General features: G+C 72.5%; 18 protein-coding genes. 7 read left to right on the top strand and 11 right to left on the bottom strand.

Annotated elements, in window-relative coordinates:
- Positions 1-119: 119 nt before the first annotated feature.
- The gene (locus F8279_RS08190) at positions 120-1,079 is read right to left on the bottom strand and encodes a heme o synthase (RefSeq protein WP_151499557.1); all 960 of its coding nucleotides are present in this window, start codon (positions 1,077-1,079) and stop codon (positions 120-122) included.
- Between the two features lie 263 nt (positions 1,080-1,342).
- On the opposite strand from F8279_RS08190, the gene tkt reads away from it, so the two are divergent.
- The 6 genes from tkt to pgl all read left to right on the top strand — a co-directional run bounded on the left by tkt (position 1,343) and on the right by pgl (position 9,767).
- Positions 1,343-3,481, top strand: coding sequence for a transketolase (tkt, locus tag F8279_RS08185; RefSeq protein ID WP_151499556.1), 2,139 nt, complete (start codon positions 1,343-1,345; stop codon positions 3,479-3,481).
- 16 nt (positions 3,482-3,497) lie between these two features.
- Entirely contained in the window at positions 3,498-4,676 is a 1,179-nt protein-coding gene (gene tal / locus F8279_RS08180; RefSeq protein WP_151499555.1) for a transaldolase, read from the top strand.
- A gap of 101 nt (positions 4,677-4,777) precedes the next feature.
- Positions 4,778-6,349, top strand: coding sequence for a glucose-6-phosphate isomerase (locus tag F8279_RS08175; RefSeq protein ID WP_151499554.1), 1,572 nt, complete (start codon positions 4,778-4,780; stop codon positions 6,347-6,349).
- A 50-nt stretch (positions 6,350-6,399) separates the two neighbouring features.
- Positions 6,400-7,914 (top strand): glucose-6-phosphate dehydrogenase, encoded by a 1,515-nt coding sequence (zwf, locus tag F8279_RS08170; RefSeq protein ID WP_120568922.1) that lies wholly within the window; start codon positions 6,400-6,402, stop codon positions 7,912-7,914.
- A complete protein-coding gene (locus F8279_RS08165) occupies positions 7,911-8,927 on the top strand; it encodes a glucose-6-phosphate dehydrogenase assembly protein OpcA (RefSeq protein WP_151499553.1) in 1,017 nt (338 codons plus the stop codon). Before zwf ends, F8279_RS08165 begins: the two co-directional genes overlap by 4 nt.
- A 69-nt stretch (positions 8,928-8,996) precedes the next feature.
- On the top strand, positions 8,997-9,767 hold the full coding sequence (pgl, locus tag F8279_RS08160) for a 6-phosphogluconolactonase (protein WP_151499552.1): 771 nt from the start codon (positions 8,997-8,999) through the stop codon (positions 9,765-9,767).
- 39 nt (positions 9,768-9,806) lie between these two features.
- Here pgl and F8279_RS08155 read toward each other — a convergent pair whose 3' ends face one another.
- The 8 genes from F8279_RS08155 to rapZ all read right to left on the bottom strand — a co-directional run bounded on the left by F8279_RS08155 (position 9,807) and on the right by rapZ (position 16,883).
- Positions 9,807-10,151 carry an RNA polymerase-binding protein RbpA gene (locus tag F8279_RS08155; RefSeq protein WP_151499551.1) on the bottom strand — a complete coding sequence of 115 codons (345 nt, stop codon included), beginning with the start codon at positions 10,149-10,151 and terminating at the stop codon, positions 9,807-9,809.
- 129 nt (positions 10,152-10,280) lie between these two features.
- Entirely contained in the window at positions 10,281-10,541 is a 261-nt protein-coding gene (secG, locus tag F8279_RS08150) for a preprotein translocase subunit SecG (protein WP_091420428.1), read from the bottom strand.
- Between the two features lie 95 nt (positions 10,542-10,636).
- Complete coding sequence (tpiA, locus tag F8279_RS08145; RefSeq protein ID WP_151499550.1) at positions 10,637-11,428, bottom strand: triose-phosphate isomerase; 792 nt, start codon at positions 11,426-11,428, stop codon at positions 10,637-10,639.
- Positions 11,429-12,628: a phosphoglycerate kinase gene (pgk, locus tag F8279_RS08140; RefSeq protein ID WP_151499549.1), complete on the bottom strand. Its 1,200-nt coding sequence runs from the start codon at positions 12,626-12,628 to the stop codon at positions 11,429-11,431.
- A 52-nt stretch (positions 12,629-12,680) separates the two neighbouring features.
- Entirely contained in the window at positions 12,681-13,685 is a 1,005-nt protein-coding gene (gene gap, locus F8279_RS08135) for a type I glyceraldehyde-3-phosphate dehydrogenase (protein ID WP_091420436.1), read from the bottom strand.
- Between the two features lie 265 nt (positions 13,686-13,950).
- Positions 13,951-14,931, bottom strand: coding sequence for a DNA-binding protein WhiA (gene whiA, locus F8279_RS08130; protein WP_018788213.1), 981 nt, complete (start codon positions 14,929-14,931; stop codon positions 13,951-13,953).
- 54 nt (positions 14,932-14,985) lie between these two features.
- Positions 14,986-15,990 (bottom strand): uridine diphosphate-N-acetylglucosamine-binding protein YvcK, encoded by a 1,005-nt coding sequence (yvcK, locus tag F8279_RS08125; RefSeq protein WP_151499548.1) that lies wholly within the window; start codon positions 15,988-15,990, stop codon positions 14,986-14,988.
- Positions 15,987-16,883 (bottom strand): RNase adapter RapZ, encoded by an 897-nt coding sequence (rapZ, locus tag F8279_RS08120; protein WP_091421928.1) that lies wholly within the window; start codon positions 16,881-16,883, stop codon positions 15,987-15,989. Before rapZ ends, yvcK begins: the two co-directional genes overlap by 4 nt.
- 199 nt (positions 16,884-17,082) lie before the next feature.
- Between rapZ and recQ the strand changes: the two genes are divergently transcribed.
- A complete protein-coding gene (gene recQ / locus F8279_RS08115) occupies positions 17,083-18,936 on the top strand; it encodes a DNA helicase RecQ (RefSeq protein ID WP_151499547.1) in 1,854 nt (617 codons plus the stop codon).
- 95 nt (positions 18,937-19,031) lie between these two features.
- On the opposite strand, the gene F8279_RS08110 is transcribed toward recQ, so the two are convergent.
- Complete coding sequence (locus F8279_RS08110) at positions 19,032-19,688, bottom strand: C39 family peptidase (RefSeq protein ID WP_151499546.1); 657 nt, start codon at positions 19,686-19,688, stop codon at positions 19,032-19,034.
- Between the two features lie 808 nt (positions 19,689-20,496).
- Positions 20,497-22,440, bottom strand: coding sequence for an excinuclease ABC subunit UvrC (gene uvrC / locus F8279_RS08105; RefSeq protein WP_151499545.1), 1,944 nt, complete (start codon positions 22,438-22,440; stop codon positions 20,497-20,499).
- Between the last annotated feature and the right edge of the window lie 77 nt (positions 22,441-22,517).

Genomic DNA, 22,517 nt, shown 5'->3' with positions numbered 1-22,517 from the left:
CCCGTACATGTCGCTTAAATCTGGGCGAAGCGGACGGGCAGGATCGTCACAATCTGTCCGGGTTGAACCCGTCCGGGGAAGCCCGAAAAAAATTTCTGATGAACCGCCGGACGGGCGGGTCAGAGCAGCGCGTCGAGCGCGACGGCCGCGAAGAGGATCGTGAGGTACGTGGTGGACCAGTGGAACAGCCGCATCGGCTTGACCGCCTCGCCACGCGTCGCGCGCCGGCACAGCTTGTGCGCCTCGACGAGGAAGATCCCGCCCACCACGAGCGCCGTCACCCCGTAGATCGGGCTCATCCCGAGCGGCCAGACCGCCAGCGAGGAGAGCACCGTCAGCCAGGAGAAGCCGATGATCTCGGCGTTGACCCGCCGGACCGAGGCCACCACCGGCAGCATCGGCACACCGGCGCGGGCGTAGTCGGCCTTGTACTTGATGGCCAGCGCGTAGAAGTGCGGCATCTGCCAGAAGAAGACCACAGCGAACAGACCCCACGCGGCCGGCGCCAGCGAGCCGGTGACAGCGGCCCAGCCGATCAGCACCGGCGCGGCGCCGCAGATGCCGCCCCAGAACGTGTTGGCGGCCGTGGTCCGCTTCAGCCACAGCGTGTAGACCAGGTCGTAGTAGGCGATCGCGGCGACCGTCAGCACCGTCGCCAGCCAGTTCGTCGTCGCCGCCATCAGCGCCACCGAGACGGCCGCCAGCACCAGGCCGAAGACCAGGGCGCTGCGCGGCGACACGGTGTGCGCGGGCAGCGGGCGGCGCTTGGTGCGCCGCATGAGCTGGTCGATGTCGCGGTCGATGTAGCAGTTGAGGACGCTTGCCGCGCCGGCCGCGAGCGAGCCGCCGACCAGCACGACGGCGACCAGCCACAGCGACGGCATCCCGCCGTGGGCGAGCATCATCGCCGGGACGGTGGTCACCAGCAGCAGCTCGACGATCCGCGGCTTGGTCAGCGTCACGTACGCCGCCACCACGGCGCGTACGTCCCGCCGACCGCTCGCCGGCGCCTCCGCCACCGTGCCCACCGGCGACTGCCCGGCGGGGTTGCTGACGGGGCGCTCGGTGATCATGCTCACGGATTGCCACCTTCCGGCATTCGGCGGGGGAGGTCGTTCGGCCCGGACCCCTGGGGTCCACACACCGCCCCACACACTACGCGGCGTCGTTTTCGCTGCCCCGCGGACCCGGCAACGGTGCGGGCCGTCACACCTGGGGTTGAACGACCGAACGTCCGCGATCCGTACAGAACAGCATGCTGAGATCCCCGGGCGGACGTTTAGCACCGCTCGATAGGGTCATCAGTGAGGGTTCCGCCCATCTGCCGAGGAGCACAACCATCGTGGCTGCCAACCGACCCGAGCTTCCCGCTCTCAACTGGTCCGACCTCGACCGCAGGGCCGTCGACACGGTCCGCGTGCTGGCCATGGACGCCGTGGAGAAATCCGGCAACGGCCACCCGGGGACGGCGATGAGCCTCGCCCCGGTGGCGTACCTGCTCTTCAACCGGGTCATGCGGCACAACCCCGCCGACCCGAACTGGGCCGGGCGCGACCGGTTCGTGCTCTCCGCCGGGCACTCCAGCCTGACGCTCTACATCCAGCTCTTCCTCTCCGGCTACCCGCTGGCGCTGGACGACCTCAAGGCGCTGCGCCAGTGGGGCTCGCTCACCCCGGGCCACCCGGAGCACGGCCACACCCCGGGCGTGGAGACCACCACCGGCCCGCTCGGCCAGGGTCTCGGCAACGCGGTCGGCATGGCCATGGCGGCCCGCCGTGAGCGCGGCCTGTTCGACCCGGAGCCGGACCGCGCCGACTCGCCGTTCCGGCACGACATCTGGTGCATCGCCTCCGACGGTGACATCGAGGAGGGCATCACCCACGAGGCCAGCGCACTCGCCGGTCACCAGCAGCTCGGCAACCTCTGCGTGATCTACGACGACAACGAGATCTCGATCGAGGACGACACCCGTATCGCCAAGAGCGAGGACGTGGCGGCCCGCTACGAGGCGTACGGCTGGCACGTGCAGACCGTCGACTGGCGCCGGGGCGACGCCGACCAGGGCGACTACCACGAGGACGTCGAGGCGCTGTACCAGGCGCTGCTGGCCGCCAAGGCGGAGACCGGCCGGCCGTCGTTCATCGCGCTGCGCACGATCATCGGCTGGCCCGCGCCGAACAAGAAGAACACCGGCAAGATCCACGGTTCGGCGCTCGGCGCGGACGAGGTCAAGGCCACCAAGGAGATCCTCGGCTTCGACCCGCAGCGCACCTTCGAGGTCGACGAGGAGGTGCTCGGGCACGCTCGCCAGGTGCTGGAGCGCGGCGCGCAGGAGCAGGCCGAGTGGACCACCGGATTCGACGCGTGGGCGCAGGCCAACCCGGAGCGCAAGGCGCTGTGGGACCGGATGGCCACCCGTACGCTGCCGACCGGCTGGACCGACGCGCTGCCGACCTTCGACGCGGACGCCAAGGGCGTCGCCACCCGCGCCGCCTCCGGCAAGATCCTGGAGGCCCTGGCGCCGGTGCTGCCCGAGCTGTGGGGCGGCTCGGCCGACCTGGCCGAGAGCAACAACACCACCATGAAGGGCGAGCCGTCGTTCGTCCCGGCCGCGCACGCCACCAAGGACTTCCCTGGCGACGAGTACGGCCGCACGCTCCACTTCGGCATCCGCGAGCACGCCATGGGCTCGATCCTCAACGGCATCGCCCTGCACGGCGGCACCCGCCCGTACGGCGGCACGTTCCTGGTGTTCAGCGACTACATGCGCCCGGCGGTGCGGCTGGCCGCGCTGATGAAGCTGCCGGTGACGTACGTCTGGACGCACGACTCGATCGGCCTCGGCGAGGACGGCCCGACGCACCAGCCGATCGAGCACCTGACCGCGCTGCGGGCCATCCCCGGCCTGGACGTGGTCCGCCCGGCCGACGCCAACGAGACGGTCTGGGCGTGGCGGCAGGCGCTGGAGCACACCGACCGGCCCACCGCGCTGGCGCTCAGCCGCCAGGCGCTGCCGACGTTCGACCGCACCGACCTGGGCGCCGCCGAGGGCGTCGCCAAGGGCGGATACGTGCTGGCCGAGGCGTCGAACGGCAAGCCGCAGGTGATCCTGGTCGGCACCGGCTCCGAGGTGCAGCTCTGCCTCACCGCGCGGGAGCGGCTGGAGGCCGACGGCACCCCCACCCGGGTCGTCTCCATGCCCTGCCAGGAGTGGTTCTTCGCCCAGGACGAGGCGTACCGGGAGTCGGTGCTGCCTCGCGGGGTAAAGGCACGGGTGAGCGTGGAGGCGGGCATCGCGATGTCCTGGCGGGCGATCGTCGGCGACAGCGGCGAGTGCGTGAGCATCGAGCACTACGGCGCCAGCGCACCGCACACCGTGCTCTTCGAGCAGTTCGGGTTCACCCCCGACCGGATCGTGGCCGCCGCGCACGCGGCGCTGACCCGGGTGGGCGACATCACCGGTTTCACGACCGGCAACTGAGGGGAGCGTGGACGGCATGACGGACAGGCTGAAGGAGCTCCAGGGCGCCGGTGTGGCGATCTGGCTCGACGATCTTTCCCGGGTGCGGCTGAGCTCCGGCGGGCTGGACAAGCTGCGCCGGGAGAGCCACGTCGCCGGGGTGACCACCAACCCGACGATCTTCGCGAAGGCGCTGAGCGACGCGGGCGAGTACGACTGGCAGCTTCGTGACCTCGCCGCTCGCGGCGTGGACGTCGAGGAGGCGGTCCGCATGCTCACCACGTACGACGTGCGGTGGGCCTGCGACGTGATGCGCCCGTCGTACGACGCCAGCGGCGGCGTGGACGGCCGGGTGTCGATCGAGGTGGACCCCCGCTCGGCGCACGACGCGTCGAAGACCGTCGCCGAGGCCAAGGCGCTGTGGTGGCTGGTCGACCGGCCGAACCTGTTCATCAAGATCCCGGCCACCGAGGAGGGCCTGCCCGCGATCACCGCCACGCTCGCCGAGGGGATCAGCGTCAACGTCACGCTGATCTTCGGCCTGGACCGGTACTCGCAGGTGATGGACGCCTTCCTGGCCGGCCTGGAGCAGGCGCAGGCGAACGGGCACGACCTGTCGAAGATCGGCTCGGTCGCCTCGTTCTTCGTCTCCCGGGTCGACAGCGAGGTGGACAAGCGGCTGGAGAAGATCGGCTCGGACCAGGCCAAGGCGCTGCGCGGCAAGGCCGCCGTCGCCAACGCCCGGCTGGCGTACGAGCGCTACGGCGAGGTCTTCTCCTCGGCACGCTGGCAGAAGCTGGCCGACGCGGGCGCCCACCCGCAGCGCCCGCTCTGGGCCTCCACGTCGACGAAGAACCCGGACTACCGGGACGTCATCTACGTCGAGGAGCTGATCGCGCCCGGCACCGTCAACACCATGCCGGAACCGGTCATCCACGCCTACGCCGAGCACGGCGAGACGAAGCCGGACACCGTCACCGTCGCGTACGACGACGCCCGCCAGGTCTTCGCCGACCTCCAGTCGGTGGGCGTGGACCTGTCCGACGTGATCGCCACGCTGGAGCGCGAGGGCGTGGAGAAGTTCGAGACCAGCTGGGTGGAGCTGCTGGAGGGGGTCAAGAAGTCCCTCGCCGAGGCGGCCAAGGGCTCGGGCAGCCCGCACCGGGCCGCCGAGGGCAACGCTCAGGCGGCCCAGCAGGCCGGCGGCAACGCGTGACCGACGGCGTCCGACGCGTCCCGGGGCCCGGCCCCGGGACGCGTCGCGCCGTACCGTGGAACGGGTGAGGTGGTCTGCCTTGAACGAGCCGAGGTGGCGCGGTGAGTGACCTGCTGGCCGGGCGGGCGGACATGGCCGCCGGTCTGGCCGTGCGCGGGGCCGACGCCCTCGGTGCGGCCACCCGCGCCACGCTCGTCTCCCACGACGTCCCGGCCCGGCTCGCCGCCGCGGACCCGGCCCTCTGGGGGCCCGCCGCCGAGCCGGCGGCCCTCGCCCGGCTGGGCTGGCTGCACGCCCACCGGCACAGCCGGGACCTGCTCCCCCAGCTCGCCGAACTGGCCGCCGAGCTGGACGACCTGGACCACGTGGTGCTGGCCGGCGCCGGCGGCGACACGCTCGCCGCCGAGGTGCTGGCCGAGTGTCTGGGCCGGCCGCTCACAGTGCTCGACACCGCTGATCCGGGGCCGGTGCGGGCCGCGCTCGCCGACCGCCCGGCACGTACCCTCCTGGTGCTCGCCGCCCGGCACGGCCTCGACCGGACCACCGACGCCCACCTGCGGGCCTACCGGCAGGCGTGGGCGGACGAGGGCCCGGACGCCGCCCGGCACGTCGTGGTGGTCACCGAGCCCGGCTCGGAACTCGCGGCACGCGCCGACGAGCTGGGCGCGGTGGTGATCCCGGCGGAGCCCGGCGTGGCCGGGCCGTGGGCCGCGCTCACCGCGTTCGGCCTGGTCCCGGCCGCGCTGGCCGGCGCGCCGGTGGCCGAGGTGCTGGACGAGGCCGAGGCGCTCACCGGCGCGCTCGACCGGGACCGGGACAACCCGGCCCTGGCGCTCGGCGCGGCCCTGGGCGCGGCGCCCGGAGCCGGCCGGGACACGGTCGCGCTGGTCCCCGACGGCACCGGCCTCGACGGCCTGGGCCGCTGGGCCGGCGCGCTGCTCGCCGACGCGACGGGCGGACGGGTGCTGCCGGTGGTCGTGGAGTCCCCGGACTCCCCCGGCGCCACCGCTCCGGGCGTGCTCACAGTCGGTCTCGGCGGCGCCCTCGGCGCCGGTGTCGGACCGGGCGTGGCCGCCGACGTCGCGGTCAACGGTCCGCTCGGCGCGCACCTGCTCACCTGGGCCTATGCCGCCGCGGCCGCCGCGGTGACGCTGCGGACCGACCCGTTCGCCGCGCCGCCGGACCCCATTGACGACGACGCGGCGCCGCAGAGCGGGCCGCCGTCGTCGGTCGAGGGCGCGATCGAGGTGTACGCCCCGAGCGGCGCCCCGGCCGACCTGACCGGCGCGCTGCGCTGGCTGCTCGACGGGCTGGGCGAACGGGAACACCTCGTGGTGACCGCGTACCTCGACCGGCACGCCGACGCGGCGGTCACCGGGCTGCGCCCGCTGCTGGCGCGGGCCGCCGGACGCCCGGTCACCTTCGGCTGGGGGCCGCGCCGGCCGCAACACACCGACCCGCACGGCCGCCACCTCCAGATCACCGGTGCGGTCACCGATGATCTGGAGGTGCCCGGCCGTCCGTACACCTTCGCGCAGCTCCAGGCGGCCCAGGCCGCCGGCGACCGGCGGGCCCTGGCCGGCCGGGAGCGACCGGTGCTGCGACTGCACCTGACCGAGCGGGCGGCGGGTGTCGCCCAGCTCCTCGAAACGGCCGGACGGACACGCACGTGACGATCAATGACCTGGAATCAGCGGACCGAGACGCAGGAGGAGGTGGCCCGGTGAACCCGCTGCGCGATCCGCAGGACCGGCGGCTGCCCCGGATCCCCGAGCCGTGTGCCCTGGTGATCTTCGGGGTGACGGGCGACCTGGCCCGCAAGAAGCTGCTGCCGGCGGTCTACGACCTGGCCAACCGAGGGCTCCTGCCGCCCGGCTTCGTGGTCCTGGGCTTCGCCCGCCGGGACTGGGGCGACGGCGACTTCGAGTCGGTGGCGCACGACGCGGCCAAGAAGCACGCCCGTACCCCGTGGCGGGAGGAGGTGTGGGCCCGGCTCGCCGGCAACATCAAGTTCGTCGGCGGCTCGTTCGACGACGACGCCGCGTTCGACCAGCTCGCCGCCACGCTCGACGAGCTGCGCGACTCGCACGGCATCCCCGGCAACGCGGCCTTCTACTTCTCCATCCCCCCGGCGGCCTTCCCGGTGGTGCTCAAGCAGCTCGCCCGCACCGGCATGGCGGACAACGCCAAGTCCGGCGGCTGGCGGCGGGTCGTGGTGGAGAAGCCGTTCGGCAACGACCTGCCCTCGGCCAAGGCGCTCAACGACCTGGTCGACGACGTCTTCACCCGCCAGGACGTGTTCCGGATCGACCACTACCTGGGCAAGGAGACGGTCCAGAACATCCTGGCGCTGCGGTTCGCGAACAACCTGTTCGAGCCGCTGTGGAACTCCAAGTACGTCGACTCGGTGCAGATCACCATGGCCGAGGACGTCGGTATCGGTACCCGGGCGGCCTTCTACGACTCCGTCGGCACGGCCCGCGACGTGCTCCAGAACCACCTGCTCCAGCTGCTCGCCCTGGTCGCGATGGAGGAGCCCACGAGCTTCGACGCCGACGAGATCCGGGCCGAGAAGCTCAAGGTGCTCAAGGCGATCACCGTGCCGCACGACGTCTCCGAGGACACCGTGCGCGGCCAGTACCTGCCCGGCTGGGTGGGCGGCGAGCGCGCCAAGGGCTACCTGGAGGAGGAGGGCGTCCCGGAGGGCTCCACCACCGAGACGTACGTGGCGGTGAAGCTGGGCATCCAGAACCGCCGCTGGGCCGGCGTGCCGTTCTACATCCGGGCCGGCAAGCGGCTGCCCCGGCGGGTCACCGAGGTGGCCATCATGTTCAAGAAGGCCCCGCACCTGCCGTTCAACGCCGCCGACATGGAGTCCCTCGGCCCCAACCAGCTCGTCATCCGGGTACAGCCGGACGAGGGCGTGGTGCTGAAGTTCGGCTCCAAGGTGCCGGGCACGACGATGGAGGTCCGCGACATCGCGATGGACTTCCAGTACGGCGAGGCGTTCACCGAGTCCAGCCCCGAGGCGTACGAGCGGCTGGTGCTGGACGTGCTGATCGGCGACCGGACGCTGTTCCCGGACGCCGCCGAGGTGGAGCAGAGCTGGCAGGTCGTCGACCCGCTGGAGCACGCCTGGGAGGGCACGACCCCGGAGCCGTACCGGGCCGGTGAGTGGGGGCCCCGGGCCGCCGACGAGATGCTGGCCCGCGAGGGCCGGGCTTGGAGAAGAGCATGATCGGGCTGTGGGACACCACCGGCAACGAGGTGGTCAAGGCGCTGGCCGCGGAGCGGCGCAGCGCGGGCGGGGTGGCCAGTGGCATGGCGCTCACGCTGATCGTGGTGGTGGACGAGAAGCGGGTACGCGAGGCGGAGGCGGCGGCCACCATCGCCGCGGCGGCGCATCCGTGCCGGCTGCTCGTGGTGGTCCGCTCCGACGTGGAGCGCGACCGCAACCGACTGGACGCGGAGATCGTCGTGGGTGGCCGGCTCGGGCCGTGCGAGGCGGTGGTGACCCGGATGTACGGGCGGCTCGCGCTGCACGCCGAGTCGGTGGTGATGCCGCTGCTGGTGCCGGACGTGCCGGTGGTGACGTGGTGGCACGGCGAGCCGCCGGCGGAGATCTCCACCGACTTCCTCGGCGTGGTCGCGGACCGGCGGATCACCGACTCGGCGCAGGCCGCCGACCCGATCGCCGCGCTGGGGCAGCGGGCCCACGACTACGCCCCGGGCGACACCGACCTGGCGTGGACCCGGATCACCCCGTGGCGCACGCTGGTGGCGGGCGCGTTCGACACCACTCAGGCCCGGGTCACCGAGGCCAGCGTGGTGGCTCCCCCGTCGGACCCGACGGCGGCGCTGATGCGCGGCTGGCTGAAGGCCCGGCTCGGCATCGACCCGGTCCTGACCGCCACCGACGAGTTCCCCCGGATGCGCCAGGTGCAGTTGCGCTGCGCCAACGGCGACGAGCTGACGCTCACGCGGGACGACAGCATCGCGGTGTTCCGGCGTACCGGGCAGGAGGACCGCACACTGCCGCTGGTGCGCCGGCCGCTCGGTGACGAGCTGGCCGAGGAGCTGCGCCGCCTCGACGCCGACCAGGTGTACGCGGAGGCGCTCGGCGCTGCGGCCGGGATCACCGGGCTCGACGAGCGCCCGGTCCAGCGGGTGCACGTGTGGAAGGATCCGGCGACCGCCCAGCGGGCCGAGGCCGGCGTGACCGCGCACGCGGGCGCGACCGCGAACGAGTGACCGCCCGGACCGGGCGGTCGGAGGCACAGGTGACCGCCGGTGGGCGGTCGGAACACGAGGGCACGACGGATGACTGAGGCGAGTGTCGCCGTACACGCCGACCCCGACCTGCTGGCGCAGGCGGTGGCGGCCCGGCTGGTGGTGAAGCTGCTCGACGCGCAGGCCGAACGCGGTCAGGCGTCTGTGGTCCTGACCGGCGGGCGGATCGCCGCGGCGGTGTACCGGGCGGTCGGGCAGCTGCCCGCCCGGGACGCGGTCGACTGGTCCCGGGTCGACGTGTGGTGGGGCGACGAGCGGTTCCTGCCCGCCGGCGACCCGGAACGCAACGAGACGCAGGCGCGGGCGGCGCTGCTGGACACGGTGCCGCTCGACCCGGCCCGGGTGCATCCGATGCCGGCGTCGGACGGCGCTGCGGGTGACGACCCGGAGGCGGCCGCCGCCGGGTACGCGCGGGAGCTGGCCGCCGCCGCCCGGCCCGGGAACGCGATCGTGCCGCACTTCGACGTGCTGATGCTCGGCGTCGGAGAGGACGGGCACGTGGCGTCGGTGTTCCCGGAGCACCCGGTGCACCACGACAACCGGCCGGTCAGCGCGGTGCGGGGCAGCCCGAAGCCGCCGCCGGTGCGGACCACGCTGACCCTGCCGACGATCAACACGGCCGAGGAGGTCTGGCTGATCGCCGCCGGTGCGGACAAGGCCCGGGCGGTGGGCATGGCGCTGGCCGGGGCCGGGCCGGTGCAGCTGCCGGCCGCCGGTGTGCGGGGGGTCTCCCGTACCCTCTGGCTCCTCGACCGGGCCGCGGCGGCGAACGTGCCGCCACGCCTGCGCAGCCTCCGCTGAACCGCCGTGGAGGGCCCGGACGGGCCCTTCACGACCGGCTCAGGCGCGGCCGCGGCGTCGGCGCAGCGCGTCGAGGGCCTCGGCGAGCAGCGCCTCACCCTCCTCCGGCGTACGCCGCTCCTGCACGTACGCCAGGTGGGACTTGTACGGCTCGGCGCGCTGGCGGCCCGGCGGGTCGCCCGGGTCGGGGCCGGCCGGCTCGCCGCAGCGGGGGCACTCCCAGGAGGCGGGCGTCTCCGCCTCGGCGGCGATCAGGAACTCGACCCGGTGCCCGTGGCGGCACCAGTAGACGACCGGTCGGCGCGGCGCGGGCTCGACCCGCTGGTCGAACCGCTCGGGGGCGGACCCGACCCGGGTGCCGCGGATGACGTTGTTGCTGGGCACGGTTGCTCGCTCCCTGTCGTCGGAGGGGACCGCCGCCGGAGGGGTGGGCGACGGGCGACGCGCGGAGAAACAAAACTGCGCGCGGTCCGTGACGGACCGCGCGCAGATTGTACGCTTCTCAGCGCCGGCTCAGGTGCCGCTGGCCATCTGCAACCGCAGCCAGAGCCCGAGCCCGACGATGCACGCGAACCAGACGATTCCCACCAGAACGGTGTAGCGGTCGAGGTTCTTCTCGGCCACCGAGGAACCGGCCAGGCTGGAGCTGACGCCACCGCCGAACATGCTCGACAACCCGCCACCCTTACCGCGGTGCAGGAGGATCAGCAGAGTGAGCAGGACGCTCGTGATGACCAGCAACGTGATCATCGTGTAGGCGAACCAGATCGGCATGGCGGGGGTCAGTCCTCTCGTTGCGATCACTGCCCGGACCTGTCGGGCACTGCGGCACCGACCGGTGGACGGGCAGCGTCAAGGATAGCGAGCGATCAGCGGGCGGTGTGCTCCGGGAACCGGCAGATCTGCGCGAACTCCTCCGCGTCCAGGCTGGCGCCCCCGACCAGGGCCCCGTCCACGTCCGGCTGCGCCATGATCGCGGCGACGTTCGACGCCTTGACCGACCCGCCGTACAGGATCCTGACCTGCTCGGCCGTGCCCTCGTCGTAGGTCTCGGCGATGCGCTTGCGCACCGCGCCGCAGACCTCCTGGGCGTCGTCCGGAGTCGCCGTCTTGCCGGTGCCGATCGCCCAGACCGGCTCGTACGCCACGACGACCTTGGCGACCTGCTCGGCGGTGAGCCCCTTCAGCGCGCCGTCGAGCTGGTCGCAGCAGTGCCGGACCTGACCCGACTGCTCCCGGACCTCCAGGCCCTCGCCGATGCAGAGGATCGGGGTGAGCCCGTTCGCCAGCGCCGCCGACACCTTCGCGTTGACCAGCGCGTCGTCCTCGTGGTGGTACTGCCGCCGCTCGGAGTGGCCGACCGCCACGTAACCGCAGCCCAGCTTGGCCAGCATCGGACCGGCGATGTCACCGGTGTACGCGCCGGACGGGTGCGGCGACAGATCCTGCGCGCCGTAGCCGATCAGCAGCTTGTCACCGTCCACGGCCGTCTGCACGGTACGCAGATCGGTGAAGGGCGGCAGCACCACGCACTCGACGTCGGTGAGCTGCTTCTCGTTCAGGCTCGCGGCCAGCTTCTGCACCAGCAGGTTGGCCTCGAGGTGGTTCAGGTTCATCTTCCAGTTGCCGGCCATCAGCGGCCGGCGGGTCGTGCTCGCCATTCAGTTCTCCAGGGCCGCGATGCCGGGGAGGGTCTTGCCCTCCAGGTATTCCAGGGAGGCGCCACCGCCGGTGGAAATGTGCCCGAACGAGGACTCGTCCAGGCCCAGCGCACGCACCGCCGCGGCCGAGTCGCCGCCGCCGACCACGCTGAACGCGTCGGCCTTGGTGATCGCCTCGGCCACGCCCCGGGTGCCGTTCGCGAACGCCGCCATCTCGAACACGCCCATCGGGCCGTTCCAGAAGACGGTCTTCGCCTGCGACAGCGCGGCGGCGAAACCGGCCACCGTCTCCGGGCCGATGTCCAGGCCCAGCCGGTGGCTCGGAATGCCGTCGGCCGGCACGGTGTCGTGCGCGGCGTCCGGCGCGAACGCGTCGGCGGCCACCACGTCGACCGGGAGCATGATCTTGCCCGGCGCGCGCTCCATCAGGTTGCGGCAGGTCTCGACCATGTCCTTCTCCAGCAGCGAGGTGCCCACCTCGTGGCCCTGGGCCTTGAGGAAGGTGAAGCACATCCCGCCGCCGATGAGCAGCCGGTCGACGGTCGGCAGCAGCGCCTCGATCACGGCCAGCTTGTCGGAGACCTTCGAGCCGCCCAGCACCACCACGTACGGCCGCTCCGGCTCACCGGTGAGGCGGCTGAGCACCTCGACCTCGCGCAGCACCAGGCGGCCCGCGAAGTGCGGCAGCCGGGCCGACACGTCGTGCACGCTGGCGTGCTTGCGGTGCACCGCGCCGAACGCGTCGTCGACGTAGGAGTCGCCGAGCGCGGCGAGCTGGTCGGCGAACGCGCCCCGCTCCGCGTCGTCCTTGCTGGTCTCGCCCTTGTTGAAGCGCAGGTTCTCCAGCAGCGCGACCTGGCCGTCGGCCAGAGCGGCCACCGTGGACCGCGCCGAGTCGCCGACGGTGTCCTCGGCGAAGTGCACCGGGGCGCCGAGCAGCTCACCGAGCCGCCCGGCGACCGGGCGGAGGCTGAACTGCGGGTCCGGCGCGCCCTTCGGGCGGCCCAGGTGCGAGCAGACGACCACCTTCGCGCCCGCCTGCACCAGCGCGCTCAGCGTCGGCAGGACGGCCCGGATCCGGCCGTCGTCGGTGATCTCCCCGGTCTGCTTGTCGAGCGGGACGTTCAGGTCGGCGCGTACCAGCACGCGCCGACCCGACACCCCCTCGGCGAGCAGGTCGTCGAGGTTACGGATCGTCACAGAGCTAGCCCTCCGTTCGTGACTGCGGGGCTCGCGAGCTCGCTCCTCGCACTCACAGGGACTGACCCACCAGCTTGACCAGGTCCACCAGACGGTTCGAGTAGCCCCACTCGTTGTCGTACCAGCCGACGACCTTGACCTGGTTGCCGATCACCTTGGTCAGCGGCGCGTCGAAGATGCACGACGCCGGGTCGGTCACGATGTCGGCGGAGACGATCGGGTCCTCGTTGTAGGTCAGGATGCCCCGCAGCGGGCCCTCGGCGGCGGCCTTGAGCGCGGCGTTGACCTCGTCCACGGTGGTCTCCCGGCCGACCTCCACGGTCAGGTCGGTGGCCGAGCCGGTCGGGATCGGCACGCGCAGCGCGTAGCCGTCCAGCTTGCCCTTGAGCTCCGGCAGGACCAGGCCGATGGCCTTCGCGGCGCCGGTCGAGGTCGGCACGATGTTCAGCGCGGCGGCCCGGGCCCGGCGCAGGTCCTTGTGCGGCGCGTCCTGCAGGTTCTGGTCCTGCGTGTACGCGTGGATGGTGGTCATCAGACCCTGCTTGATGCCGAACGTGTCGTGCAGGACCTTCGCCATCGGCGCGAGGCAGTTGGTCGTGCAGGAGGCATTCGAGATGATGTTGTGCTTGGCCGGGTCGTACTGGTCCTGGTTGACGCCCATGACCACGGTGACGTCCTCGTTCTTCGCCGGAGCGGAGATGATGACCTTCTTGGCCCCGCCGTCGAGGTGCGCCTTCGCCTTGGTGCCGTCGGTGAAGAAGCCGGTGGACTCGATGACCACGTCGGCGCCGACCTCGCCCCACGGCAGCGCGGCCGGGTCCTTCTCGGCGTACGCCTTGATGGTCTTGCCGCCCACGGTGATCTCGTCGGCGGTGGCCTTCACCTCGTGCGGGAGGCGGCCCAGGATGCTGTCGTACTTGACAAGGTGGGCGAGCGTCGCGTTGTCGGTCAGGTCGTTGACCGCCACGACCTCGATGTCAGCGCCGGACGCCAGCACTGCCCGGAAGAAGTTGCGGCCGATCCGGCCGAAGCCGTTGATGCCAACCCGGATGGTCACAGGTCCCATCTCCTCGCGTTCTGGTCCGCCGGCGTCAGAACGCGGCCGGCGGAGGTGTGTGCGCCGACCGTTGGAGCCGGCCGTCGACATGTCATCTCGGCCACCCCGCCGCGGTCACGGAGACCTGACCGCCCGAGGCGGTGAGCACGGCGAGGGATGCCTGTGCGCGGCCCCCTTGCCGTACGCAGCGACCATATCCGAGCGCACGGCGTCGCGCTGCGGCGGGTGGTGATCCCGCTCGCGGTGCGCCGCCGCCTGAGTCCTATCAGACCACGAGCATGTCCGGCGTGACTGCCGCTTCCGTATCCGGGATGCCCAGGTCGCGGGCGCGCTTGTCGGCCAGTGCGAGCAGCCGGCGGATCCGGCCGGCGATGGCGTCCTTGGTCAGCGGCGGCTCCGCGAGCGCACCCAGCTCCTCCAGCGAGGCCTGACGGTGCTCCAGACGCAGCCGCCCGGCCGAGGTCAGGTGGTTCGGCGCGTCGTCGGCGAGGATCTCCAGCGCGCGGGTCACCCGGGCGGCGGCGGCGACCGCGGCGCGGGCGGAGCGGCGCAGGTTGGCGTCATCGAAGTTCGCCAGCCGGTTCGCGGTCGCGCGCACCTCCCGGCGTACCCGTCGCTCCTCCCAGGCCAGCACGCTGGAGTGCGCGCCGATGCGGGTGAGCAGCGCGGCGATCGCGTCACCGTCCTTGACGACCACCCGATCCACGCCACGCACCTCGCGGTTCTTGGCGGTGATGCCGATGCGTCGGGCGGCGCCGACGAGCGCCAGCGCCGACTCCGGGCCCGGGCAGGTGATCTCCAGCGCGCTGGAGCGGCCCGGCTCGGTGAGCGAGCCGTGCGCCATGAACGCGCCCCGCCAGGCCGACACGGCACAGCAGACGTTCGCGGCCACCACGTGCGGCGGCAGGCCGCGCACCGGGCGGCCCCGCACGTCGAGCAGGCCGGTCTGCCGGGCGAGCGCCTCGCCGTCCTTGACCACCCGCACGATGAAGTGGCTGCCCTTGCGCAGCCCGCCGGAGGCGAGCACGTGGATCTCGCTCGGGTAGCCGTACACCTCGGCGATCTCCCGCCGCAGCCGGCGCGCCACCGCGCCGGTGTCCAGCTCCGCCTCGACCACGACGCGGCCCGACACGATGTGCAGGCCGCCGGCGAAACGCAGCAGGGCGGCCATCTCCGCCCGGCGACAGCAGGGCTTGGGCACGTCGACCCGACTCAGCTCGTCCTTGACCGCAGCCGTCATCGCCATAGTGCGCCCCCTCACGGACCGGTTCCGGCGTGTCGCCGGTGATTACGTACGTGTCTAACGATCGGCGCGCAGGACAGGCACCAGCGCGGCGCCCAGGGCGGCTGGATCATGACGGGGCGTGCCGTCGAGGACGGCGACGGGAGCGAGGACCAGCCGGGCACCCAGCGATTCTGCCGCACGTTCGACCGCCACGGGATCAGCCACCGCCGTGGAGTCGGCGAGCACCCGGTCCACCTTCAGCTCGGGCAGATAGCGCCGCAGTGTGTCCAGATGGTCGGGCAGGGAGAGCCCCGAGGTCTCCTTCTCGGCCACCAGGTTGAGCGTCACCAGCCGCCGCGCCGGGCTGGACACGATCGCGTCGGCCAGGCCCGGCACCAGCAGGTGCGGCAGCACGCTCGTGTACCAGCTGCCCGGCCCGAAGATCAGCCAGTCCGCGGCGCGTACCGCAGTCACCGCCTCGGCGCACGCGGCCGGCGCGGACGGGTTGAGCCGCAGCGACTCGACGGTGCCCGGGGTGACCGCGACCTGGTGCTGGCCACGCACCGTGGACACCTCGTCCGGATGCTCCGGGTCGGCGCCGCGGACCCGGGCCTCGATGCCCACCGGCTGGCGGGACATCGGCAGCACCCGCCCCACCGCGCCGAGCATCGCCCCGGCGTGGTCGAGCGCGGCCACCGGGTCGCCGAGCAGCTCGGTGAGCCCGTGCAGCAGCAGGTTGCCGACCGCGTGGCCGGCGAGCGAGTCGCCGACCGCGACCGGGACCGGCGTGGCGATCGTCGGCGCCGGCGGCACGGCGGCGGCGAAGCGGTGCTGGAACAACGCCGCGCTGCGCCGGGTGGCCGGATGGTCGCCGGCCAGCGCGACGAGCGCCTGACGCAGGTCGCCGGGCGGCAGGCCGCCGCGCTCGGCGCGCAACCGGCCACTGGAGCCACCGTCGTCACCGACGGTGACCACCGCGGTGATGTCCAGGTCCAGTTCGGGTACGCAGTGACGCAGCGCCCGCAGCGATGCCGAGAGCCCGTGCCCGCCGCCGAAGGCGACCACCCTGGTCGGGGTCACTCCCGCCCCAGGTCCCGGTGCTGGGCGTTGGCGGCGATGCCGGAGTGGCGCAGCCGGGAGGCCAGCTCCTCGGCGATGGCCACGCTCCGGTGCTTGCCGCCGGTGCAGCCGACCGCCACGGTCAGGTAGCGCTTGCCCTCCCGCTCGAACCCGGCGGTGGTGGCGTTGACCAGGTCGGCGTAGCCGGCCACGAACGCGTCGGCGCCCTCCTGGCCCAGCACGTACGCGCTCACCGCCTCCTCCCGGCCGGTGTGCTCGCGCAGCTCCGGCACCCAGTACGGGTTCGGCAGGAAGCGCGCGTCCATCACGAAGTCGGCATCCGGCGGCAGGCCGTACTTGAAGCCGAACGAGATCACGGTGATCCGCAGCCGGCGGGCGTCCTCGCCGCCGAACAGCTCCTCGACCCGGCGGCGCAGCTGGTTCACGTTCAGGTGGCTGGTGTCGATGATCACGTCGGCCTGCTCGCGGGCCTCCTCCAGCAGCGTCCGCTCGACCGCGATGCCGTCGGCCAGCCGTCCGTCGCCCTGCAACGGGTGCGAGCGGCGCACGCTCTCGAACCGGCGGATCAGCACCTCGTCGTCGGCGTCGACGAAGACCACCCGGGGCTGGAAACCGCGCTCACGCAGCTCCCGGATCGCCCCGGCCAGGTCGGTGGAGAACGCGCGCGAGCGCACGTCCAGCACCATCGCCGTACGCCGGGCCGCGCCGCCGGCCTTGAACGCCAGCTCGGCCATGTCCAGCAGCAGCGCCTGGGGCAGGTTGTCGACCACGTAGTAGCCGACGTTCTCCAGCGCCCGGGCCACGGTGCTGCGCCCCCCGCCGGACAGGCCGGTCACCACCACCAGGGAGGTGTCCGACTCGGCCGACGCCGTCTCCCCCTCGGTCGGCCCCAGGTCACCCGCTGTACGCGCCTCGCTCACCCGCTACCCCCAGCCGTGGCGCCGCGGCCGGTCGGCCGCGCATGGTCAATCAGCGACTCTAACGGCTGCGACCCGGTCCGGGATTCCACGGGGTGACGACCGGAACATGTCGCCGCGTTCGTGACGGCTCGCCGCGACGGGCGGTGTCGGGGGACGCTCGTAGACTGCGCGGATGGTCTCCCCCACCGACGAGCGGACCAACGCCCCGCAGACCGACGACGCGCTTCAGGTGCTGCGCCGGGTCTTCGGGTACGACGCCTTCCGCGGCTTCCAGCAGGAAATCGTCGAGCACGTGGTGGCCGGCGGCGACGCGCTGGTGCTCATGCCCACCGGCGGCGGCAAGTCGCTGTGCTACCAGATCCCCGCGCTGGTCCGCGACGGCGTGGCGGTGGTGGTCTCCCCGCTGATCGCGCTCATGCAGGACCAGGTCGACGCGCTCACCGCGGTCGGCGTCCGGGCCGGGTTCCTCAACTCGACCCAGGATCCCGCGCAGCGGCGCCGGGTCGAGGCGGCCTACCTCGCCGGTGAGCTGGACCTGCTCTACCTCGCCCCGGAAGGGCTCGCCGTGCGCTCCACGATCGGCCTGCTGGAACGCGGCCGGATCGCGCTGTTCGCGATCGACGAGGCGCACTGCGTCTCGCAGTGGGGGCACGACTTCCGTCCCGACTATCTCAACCTGTCGATGCTGCACGAGCGCTGGCCGGACGTACCGCGGATCGCGCTGACCGCCACCGCGACCCGTGCGACGCGCACCGAGATCGCCACCCGGCTGCGGCTCACCGAGGCCCGGCACTTCGTGGCCAGCTTCGACCGGCCCAACATCCAGTACCGCATCGTCCCCAAGCGGGAGCCCCGCCGTCAGCTGCTGGGCCTGCTGCGCGACGAGCACCCGGGCGACGCCGGCATCGTCTACTGCCTGTCCCGGGCCTCGGTGGAGAAGACCGCCGAGTTCCTGGTCGCCAACGGCATCCCCGCGCTGCCGTACCACGCCGGGCTGGACGCCTCGACCCGCGCCGCCAACCAGCAGCGCTTCCTGCGCGAGGACGGCCTGGTCATGGTCGCCACCATCGCGTTCGGCATGGGCATCGACAAGCCCGACGTGCGCTTCGTCGCCCACCTGGACCTGCCGAAGTCGGTCGAGGGCTACTACCAGGAGACCGGCCGCGCCGGGCGCGACGGGCTGCCGTCCACCGCCTGGCTGGCGTACGGGCTCCAGGACGTGGTGCAGCAACGCAAGATGATCGAGACGTCGGAGGGCGACCTGGCGCACCGGCGCAACCTCGCCGCCCACCTGGACGCGATGCTGGCGCTCTGCGAGACGGTCCGCTGCCGCCGCGCCCAGCTGCTCGAATACTTCGGCGAGACCGAGGTGGCCGACTGCGGCAACTGCGACACCTGCCTCGAACCGCCGGAGTCCTGGGACGGCACCGTCGCCGCGCAGAAGCTGCTGTCCACCGTCTACCGGCTCGACCGCGAGCGCAACCAGCGGTTCGGCGCCGGGCACAGCATCGACATCCTGCTCGGCAAGCACACCGACAAGATCGATCAGCACGGCCACGACGCGCTGAGCACCTTCGGCATCGGCACCGAGTTGCGCGAGGCCGAGTGGCGTGGCGTGGTGCGGCAACTGCTCGCCGAGGGTCTGCTCGCCGTCGAGGGCGACTACGGCACGCTGGCGCTGACCGAGGCCAGCGCGGACGTGCTCGGCCGCCGCCGTACGGTCACCCTGCGCAAGGAGCCGGAGCGCCCGGCCGGCCGGTCCGCCAAGCCGCGGGGCGCGGCCACCGTCGTCGCCGACCTCTCCCCCGCCGCCGCGCCCGTCTTCGAGCGGCTCCGCGCGTGGCGCGCGGCCACCGCCAAGGAACAGGGCGTCCCGGCGTACGTCATCTTCCACGACGCGACACTGCGGCAGATCGCCGCCGAGCCGCCCACCTCGCTGGCTGAGCTGTCCCGGGTCAACGGGGTCGGCGAGAACAAGCTCGCCAAGTACGGCGAGGCGATCCTGGCCGTCCTCGCCGAGTCCTGACACACGCACGACAGGGCCCGACCCCTGTGGTGGGGTCGGGCCCTGTCGCGTGCTCTTGCTCTTGCTGTGCAGTCGTGTGTGCGGCGGGGTGGTGGTCAGCTGGTGCTGTAGCCGCGGGTGGCGATCCAGTCGGCGAGGTTGTCGATGTTCATGCGGTAGGTGGCGGTGTTGGGGTTGGCGCTGTCGGCGATGGTGACGGTGTGGCCGTCGTCGCGGTAGCCGATGACGCTGATGTAGTGGCCGCCTTCGAAGGAGTGGGTGGTGCCGTCGGTGTCGGTGGCGGTGCCGGCGATGTTGGCGACCACGGCCCGGCCGGCGTCGACGGTCTTGACGACGTCGGCGCGTAGGGCGTCGGTCTGCTTGTCGTCGGCCTTGGGGGTGCTGATCTCGACGGACTTGTAGGCGTTGCTGGCGCCGGTTTCCTTGTTCAGTACGGGGGTGATGTCGTTGATGCTGTTGGTGCCGGCTTCGGTGGTGCCCATCTCGCGGGCCATGGCGTGGACGTCGATGTTCTTGCCCTGTACGGACAGGGCGTTGCGGGCGGCGGCGGGGCCGCAGAAGTAGAAGTTGGGCTGGGCCTCGTAGCGCACGTCGAGTTCCCGCTCGCCGTGGCCCTTGCGGTCGGCGACAGCGGCGGTGGTGTTGCCGGTGGGGGTGGCGTGGGCGGCGATCGCGGGGCCGGCGATGCCTCCGGTGGTGGCGGCGATACCGGCAGCGGTCAGAACGGTCTTACGCAGCAGAGTGGTAGCCATGATGGTTGCCTCCCTGTTGGGGGATGACCGCGGCGGGGGCGCCGCGGAAGGGGGGAAGTCTTCGGGGGTGCCCGTCAGAGAGCGGGCTGTGGTGGCGCGGGTGGCCCGAGGGGGCCTGCTCCGCGGCTCGGGGGTGTAACGACGTGCGGGCCGGGGCCATTCCCGGCGACGGCGGGGTGCCCGTCGCTCGGGGATGTAACGACGACCGGGCCGGGCCGATTCCCCGACCTGCCGCGGCTGCGGCTGCCGGGGCGGGCCGGGTGTTCGGCGCTCGGCCCTGGTGCCGGGGCGGTCAGCCATGTACAACGCCCCGCGCCCGCCGCCGATTCCACCCGCACGATGGCACCGACCACACCCACGCCCCGCAACCGAACCGGACACAGCTCACCAAACCCGTCACGCCATCGCCCGGGCCGGGCTGCACCACCACGCGATCTTGCACTTTGCTCCCCGGCGAGCTCCCGCAAAACGGACATCTCGCGGGCATCAAGTGCAAGATCGCGCGAGAATCGGATGCCTGCTGCGGGGCTAGCGGGCGCCCCTTCCGCGACATGAGATTGGCAGGCCACGTGATGGGAGCCAGCGAGATCTTGGTAGGAAACGGCCCTCATAGGGGCCGTTTCCTACCAAGATCTGTCAGGGCTTTCAGAATGTGGGACAGAGTCGCACCAAATGGGAAGCTCACCGTCAGTGGAACCTGATGGGTGTCAAACGGGGGCGGAGACACCCATGAGGTTCCACCTCGGGCGTGACAGTGACGTGCCGGCAAGCCGGACAGCGAGCAAAGCCGGACGGCGAGCAGCGAAAGTCAGGAACGGGGGGCGGCGTCGGCTGGGGAGCCGTCCAGCGCGGCCAGGATCGCCTCGGCCGTACGCCTGCCCACCCCGGGCACCTCGGTGATCTCCTCCACCGTGGCGGCGGACAGCCGCTTCAGCGAGCCGAAGTGCCGCAGCAGCGCCTTGCGGCGCACCTCGCCGAGACCGGGGACGTTGTCCAGCGCCGATTCGGTCATCCGCTTCGAGCGCCGCTGGCGGTGGAACGTGATGGCGAAGCGGTGGGCCTCGTCGCGTACGCGTTGCAGCAGGTAGAGCGCCTCGGAGGTGCGCGGCAGGATCACCGGGAACTCGTCGTCGGGCAGCCAGACCTCCTCCAGCCGCTTGGCCAGCCCGCACAGCGCCACGTCGTCGATGCCCACCTCGGCGAGCGCCTTCGCGGCGGCGGCGACCTGGGGCGGGCCGCCGTCGACCACGACGAGCTGCGGCGGGTACGCGAACTTGCGCGGCCGCCCTGTGGTCGGGTCGATGCCGGGCCGGTCGGGGTCGGAGGCGGTCTCCTCACCCAGCTCACCGGTCTCGGCACGGGCGTCGAGGTAGCGGGCGAAGCGCCGCCGCAGCACCTCGGACATGGCCGACAGGTCGTCGGTGGCGCCGCGCACGATGAACCGGCGGTATTCGTTCTTGCGGGGCAGCCCGTCCTCGAACACGACCATGCTGGCGACCACGTCGGTGCCCTGGATCTGCGACACGTCGAAGCACTCGATGCGCAGCGGCGACGTGTTCATGGCCAGGGCGTCGGCGATCTCGTCGAGCGCCTGGCTGCGGGTGGTCAGGTCACCGGCCCGCTTGAGCTTGTGCCGGGCCAGCGCGTCCTTGGCGTTGCGTTCGACGGTCTCCAGCAGCGACCGTTTGTCGCCGCGCTGCGGCACCCGCAGCGACACCCGGCTGCCCCGGCGGGCGGTGAGCCAGTCGGCGAGCGCGTCGGCGTCGCCGGGCAGCTCGGGGACGAGCAGCTCGCGGGGCACGTCGGCCTCGCCCTGCTCGCCGCCGTACACCTGGGTGCAGAAGTGGTGCACGAGGTCGCCGGTGGTCAGATCCTCGGTCTTCTCCACCACCCAGCCACGCTGGCCGCGCACCCGGCCGCCGCGGACGTGGAACACCTGCACGGCGGCTTCGAGCGGGTCGTCGGCGAAGGCGACCACGTCGGCGTCGGTGCCGTCGCCGAGCACCACCGTCTGCTTCTCCATCGCCCGGCGCAGCGCCGCGACGTCGTCGCGCAGCCGGGCGGCCCGCTCGAACTCCAGCTGCTCGCTGGCGTCGAGCATCTCCTTCTCCAGCCGCCGGACCATGGTGTCGGTGCGGCCGGCCATGAAGTCGCAGAAGCCGTCGATGATCTCCCGGTGCCGTTCGGCGGTGACGCTGCCGACGCACGGCGCGGAGCACTTGCCGATGTAACCGAGCAGGCAGGGCCGGCCGACCTGCCCGGCCCGCTTGAACACCCCGGAGGAGCAGGTCCGCGCCGGGAAGACCCGCAGCAGCAGGTCGAGCGTCTCGCGGATCGCCCAGGCGTGCGAGTACGGCCCGAAGTAGCGCACGCCCTTGCGCTTCACGCCGCGCATGACCTGCAACCGGGGGTATTCCTCGTCGAGCGTGACCGCGAGATAGGGGTACGACTTGTCGTCGCGGTAGCGGACGTTGAACCGGGGGTCGTACTGCTTGATCCAGGTGTATTCCTGCTGGAGCGCCTCGACCTCGGTGGCGACGGTGATCCAGTCGACCGACTCGGCGGTGAACACCATCTGCCGGGTGCGCTGGTGCAGGCCGACCGGGTCGGCGAAGTAGGAGTTGAGCCGGCTGCGCAGGTTGCGCGCCTTGCCGACGTAGATCACCCGGCCGGTGCCGTCGCGGAAGCGGTAGACCCCTGGCGACTCCGGGATGGTGCCGGGCGCGGGACGGTAGGTCGAGGGGTCAGCCACGGCGTCAAGCCTAGTCCGCACCCCTGACACCCGACCGTAGCCGCGCCCCCGCCGGCCACCGGCCGACGGGGGCGCGG

The organism is Micromonospora sp. AMSO1212t (assembly GCF_008868145.1).
GTDB classification, from domain to species: Bacteria; Actinomycetota; Actinomycetes; order Mycobacteriales; family Micromonosporaceae; genus Micromonospora; species Micromonospora tulbaghiae.
Note: the sequence above shows the minus strand (reverse complement) of the source record. Positions and strands in the feature narration are given on the sequence as shown.

Excerpts from the sequence above, each read along its gene's own strand:
- F8279_RS08110 (WP_151499546.1), bottom strand. The coding sequence starts at position 19,688 with ATGGCTACCACTCTGCTGCGTAAGACCGTTCTGACCGCTGCCGGTATC.
- recQ (WP_151499547.1), top strand. The coding sequence starts at position 17,083 with ATGGTCTCCCCCACCGACGAGCGGACCAACGCCCCGCAGACCGACGAC.
- secG (WP_091420428.1), bottom strand. The coding sequence starts at position 10,541 with ATGCCGATCTGGTTCGCCTACACGATGATCACGTTGCTGGTCATCACG.
- tpiA (WP_151499550.1), bottom strand. The coding sequence starts at position 11,428 with ATGGCGAGCACGACCCGCCGGCCGCTGATGGCCGGCAACTGGAAGATG.
- tal (WP_151499555.1), top strand. The coding sequence starts at position 3,498 with ATGACGGACAGGCTGAAGGAGCTCCAGGGCGCCGGTGTGGCGATCTGG.
- pgl (WP_151499552.1), top strand. The coding sequence starts at position 8,997 with ATGACTGAGGCGAGTGTCGCCGTACACGCCGACCCCGACCTGCTGGCG.
- F8279_RS08165 (WP_151499553.1), top strand. The coding sequence starts at position 7,911 with ATGATCGGGCTGTGGGACACCACCGGCAACGAGGTGGTCAAGGCGCTG.
- whiA (WP_018788213.1), bottom strand. The coding sequence starts at position 14,931 with ATGGCGATGACGGCTGCGGTCAAGGACGAGCTGAGTCGGGTCGACGTG.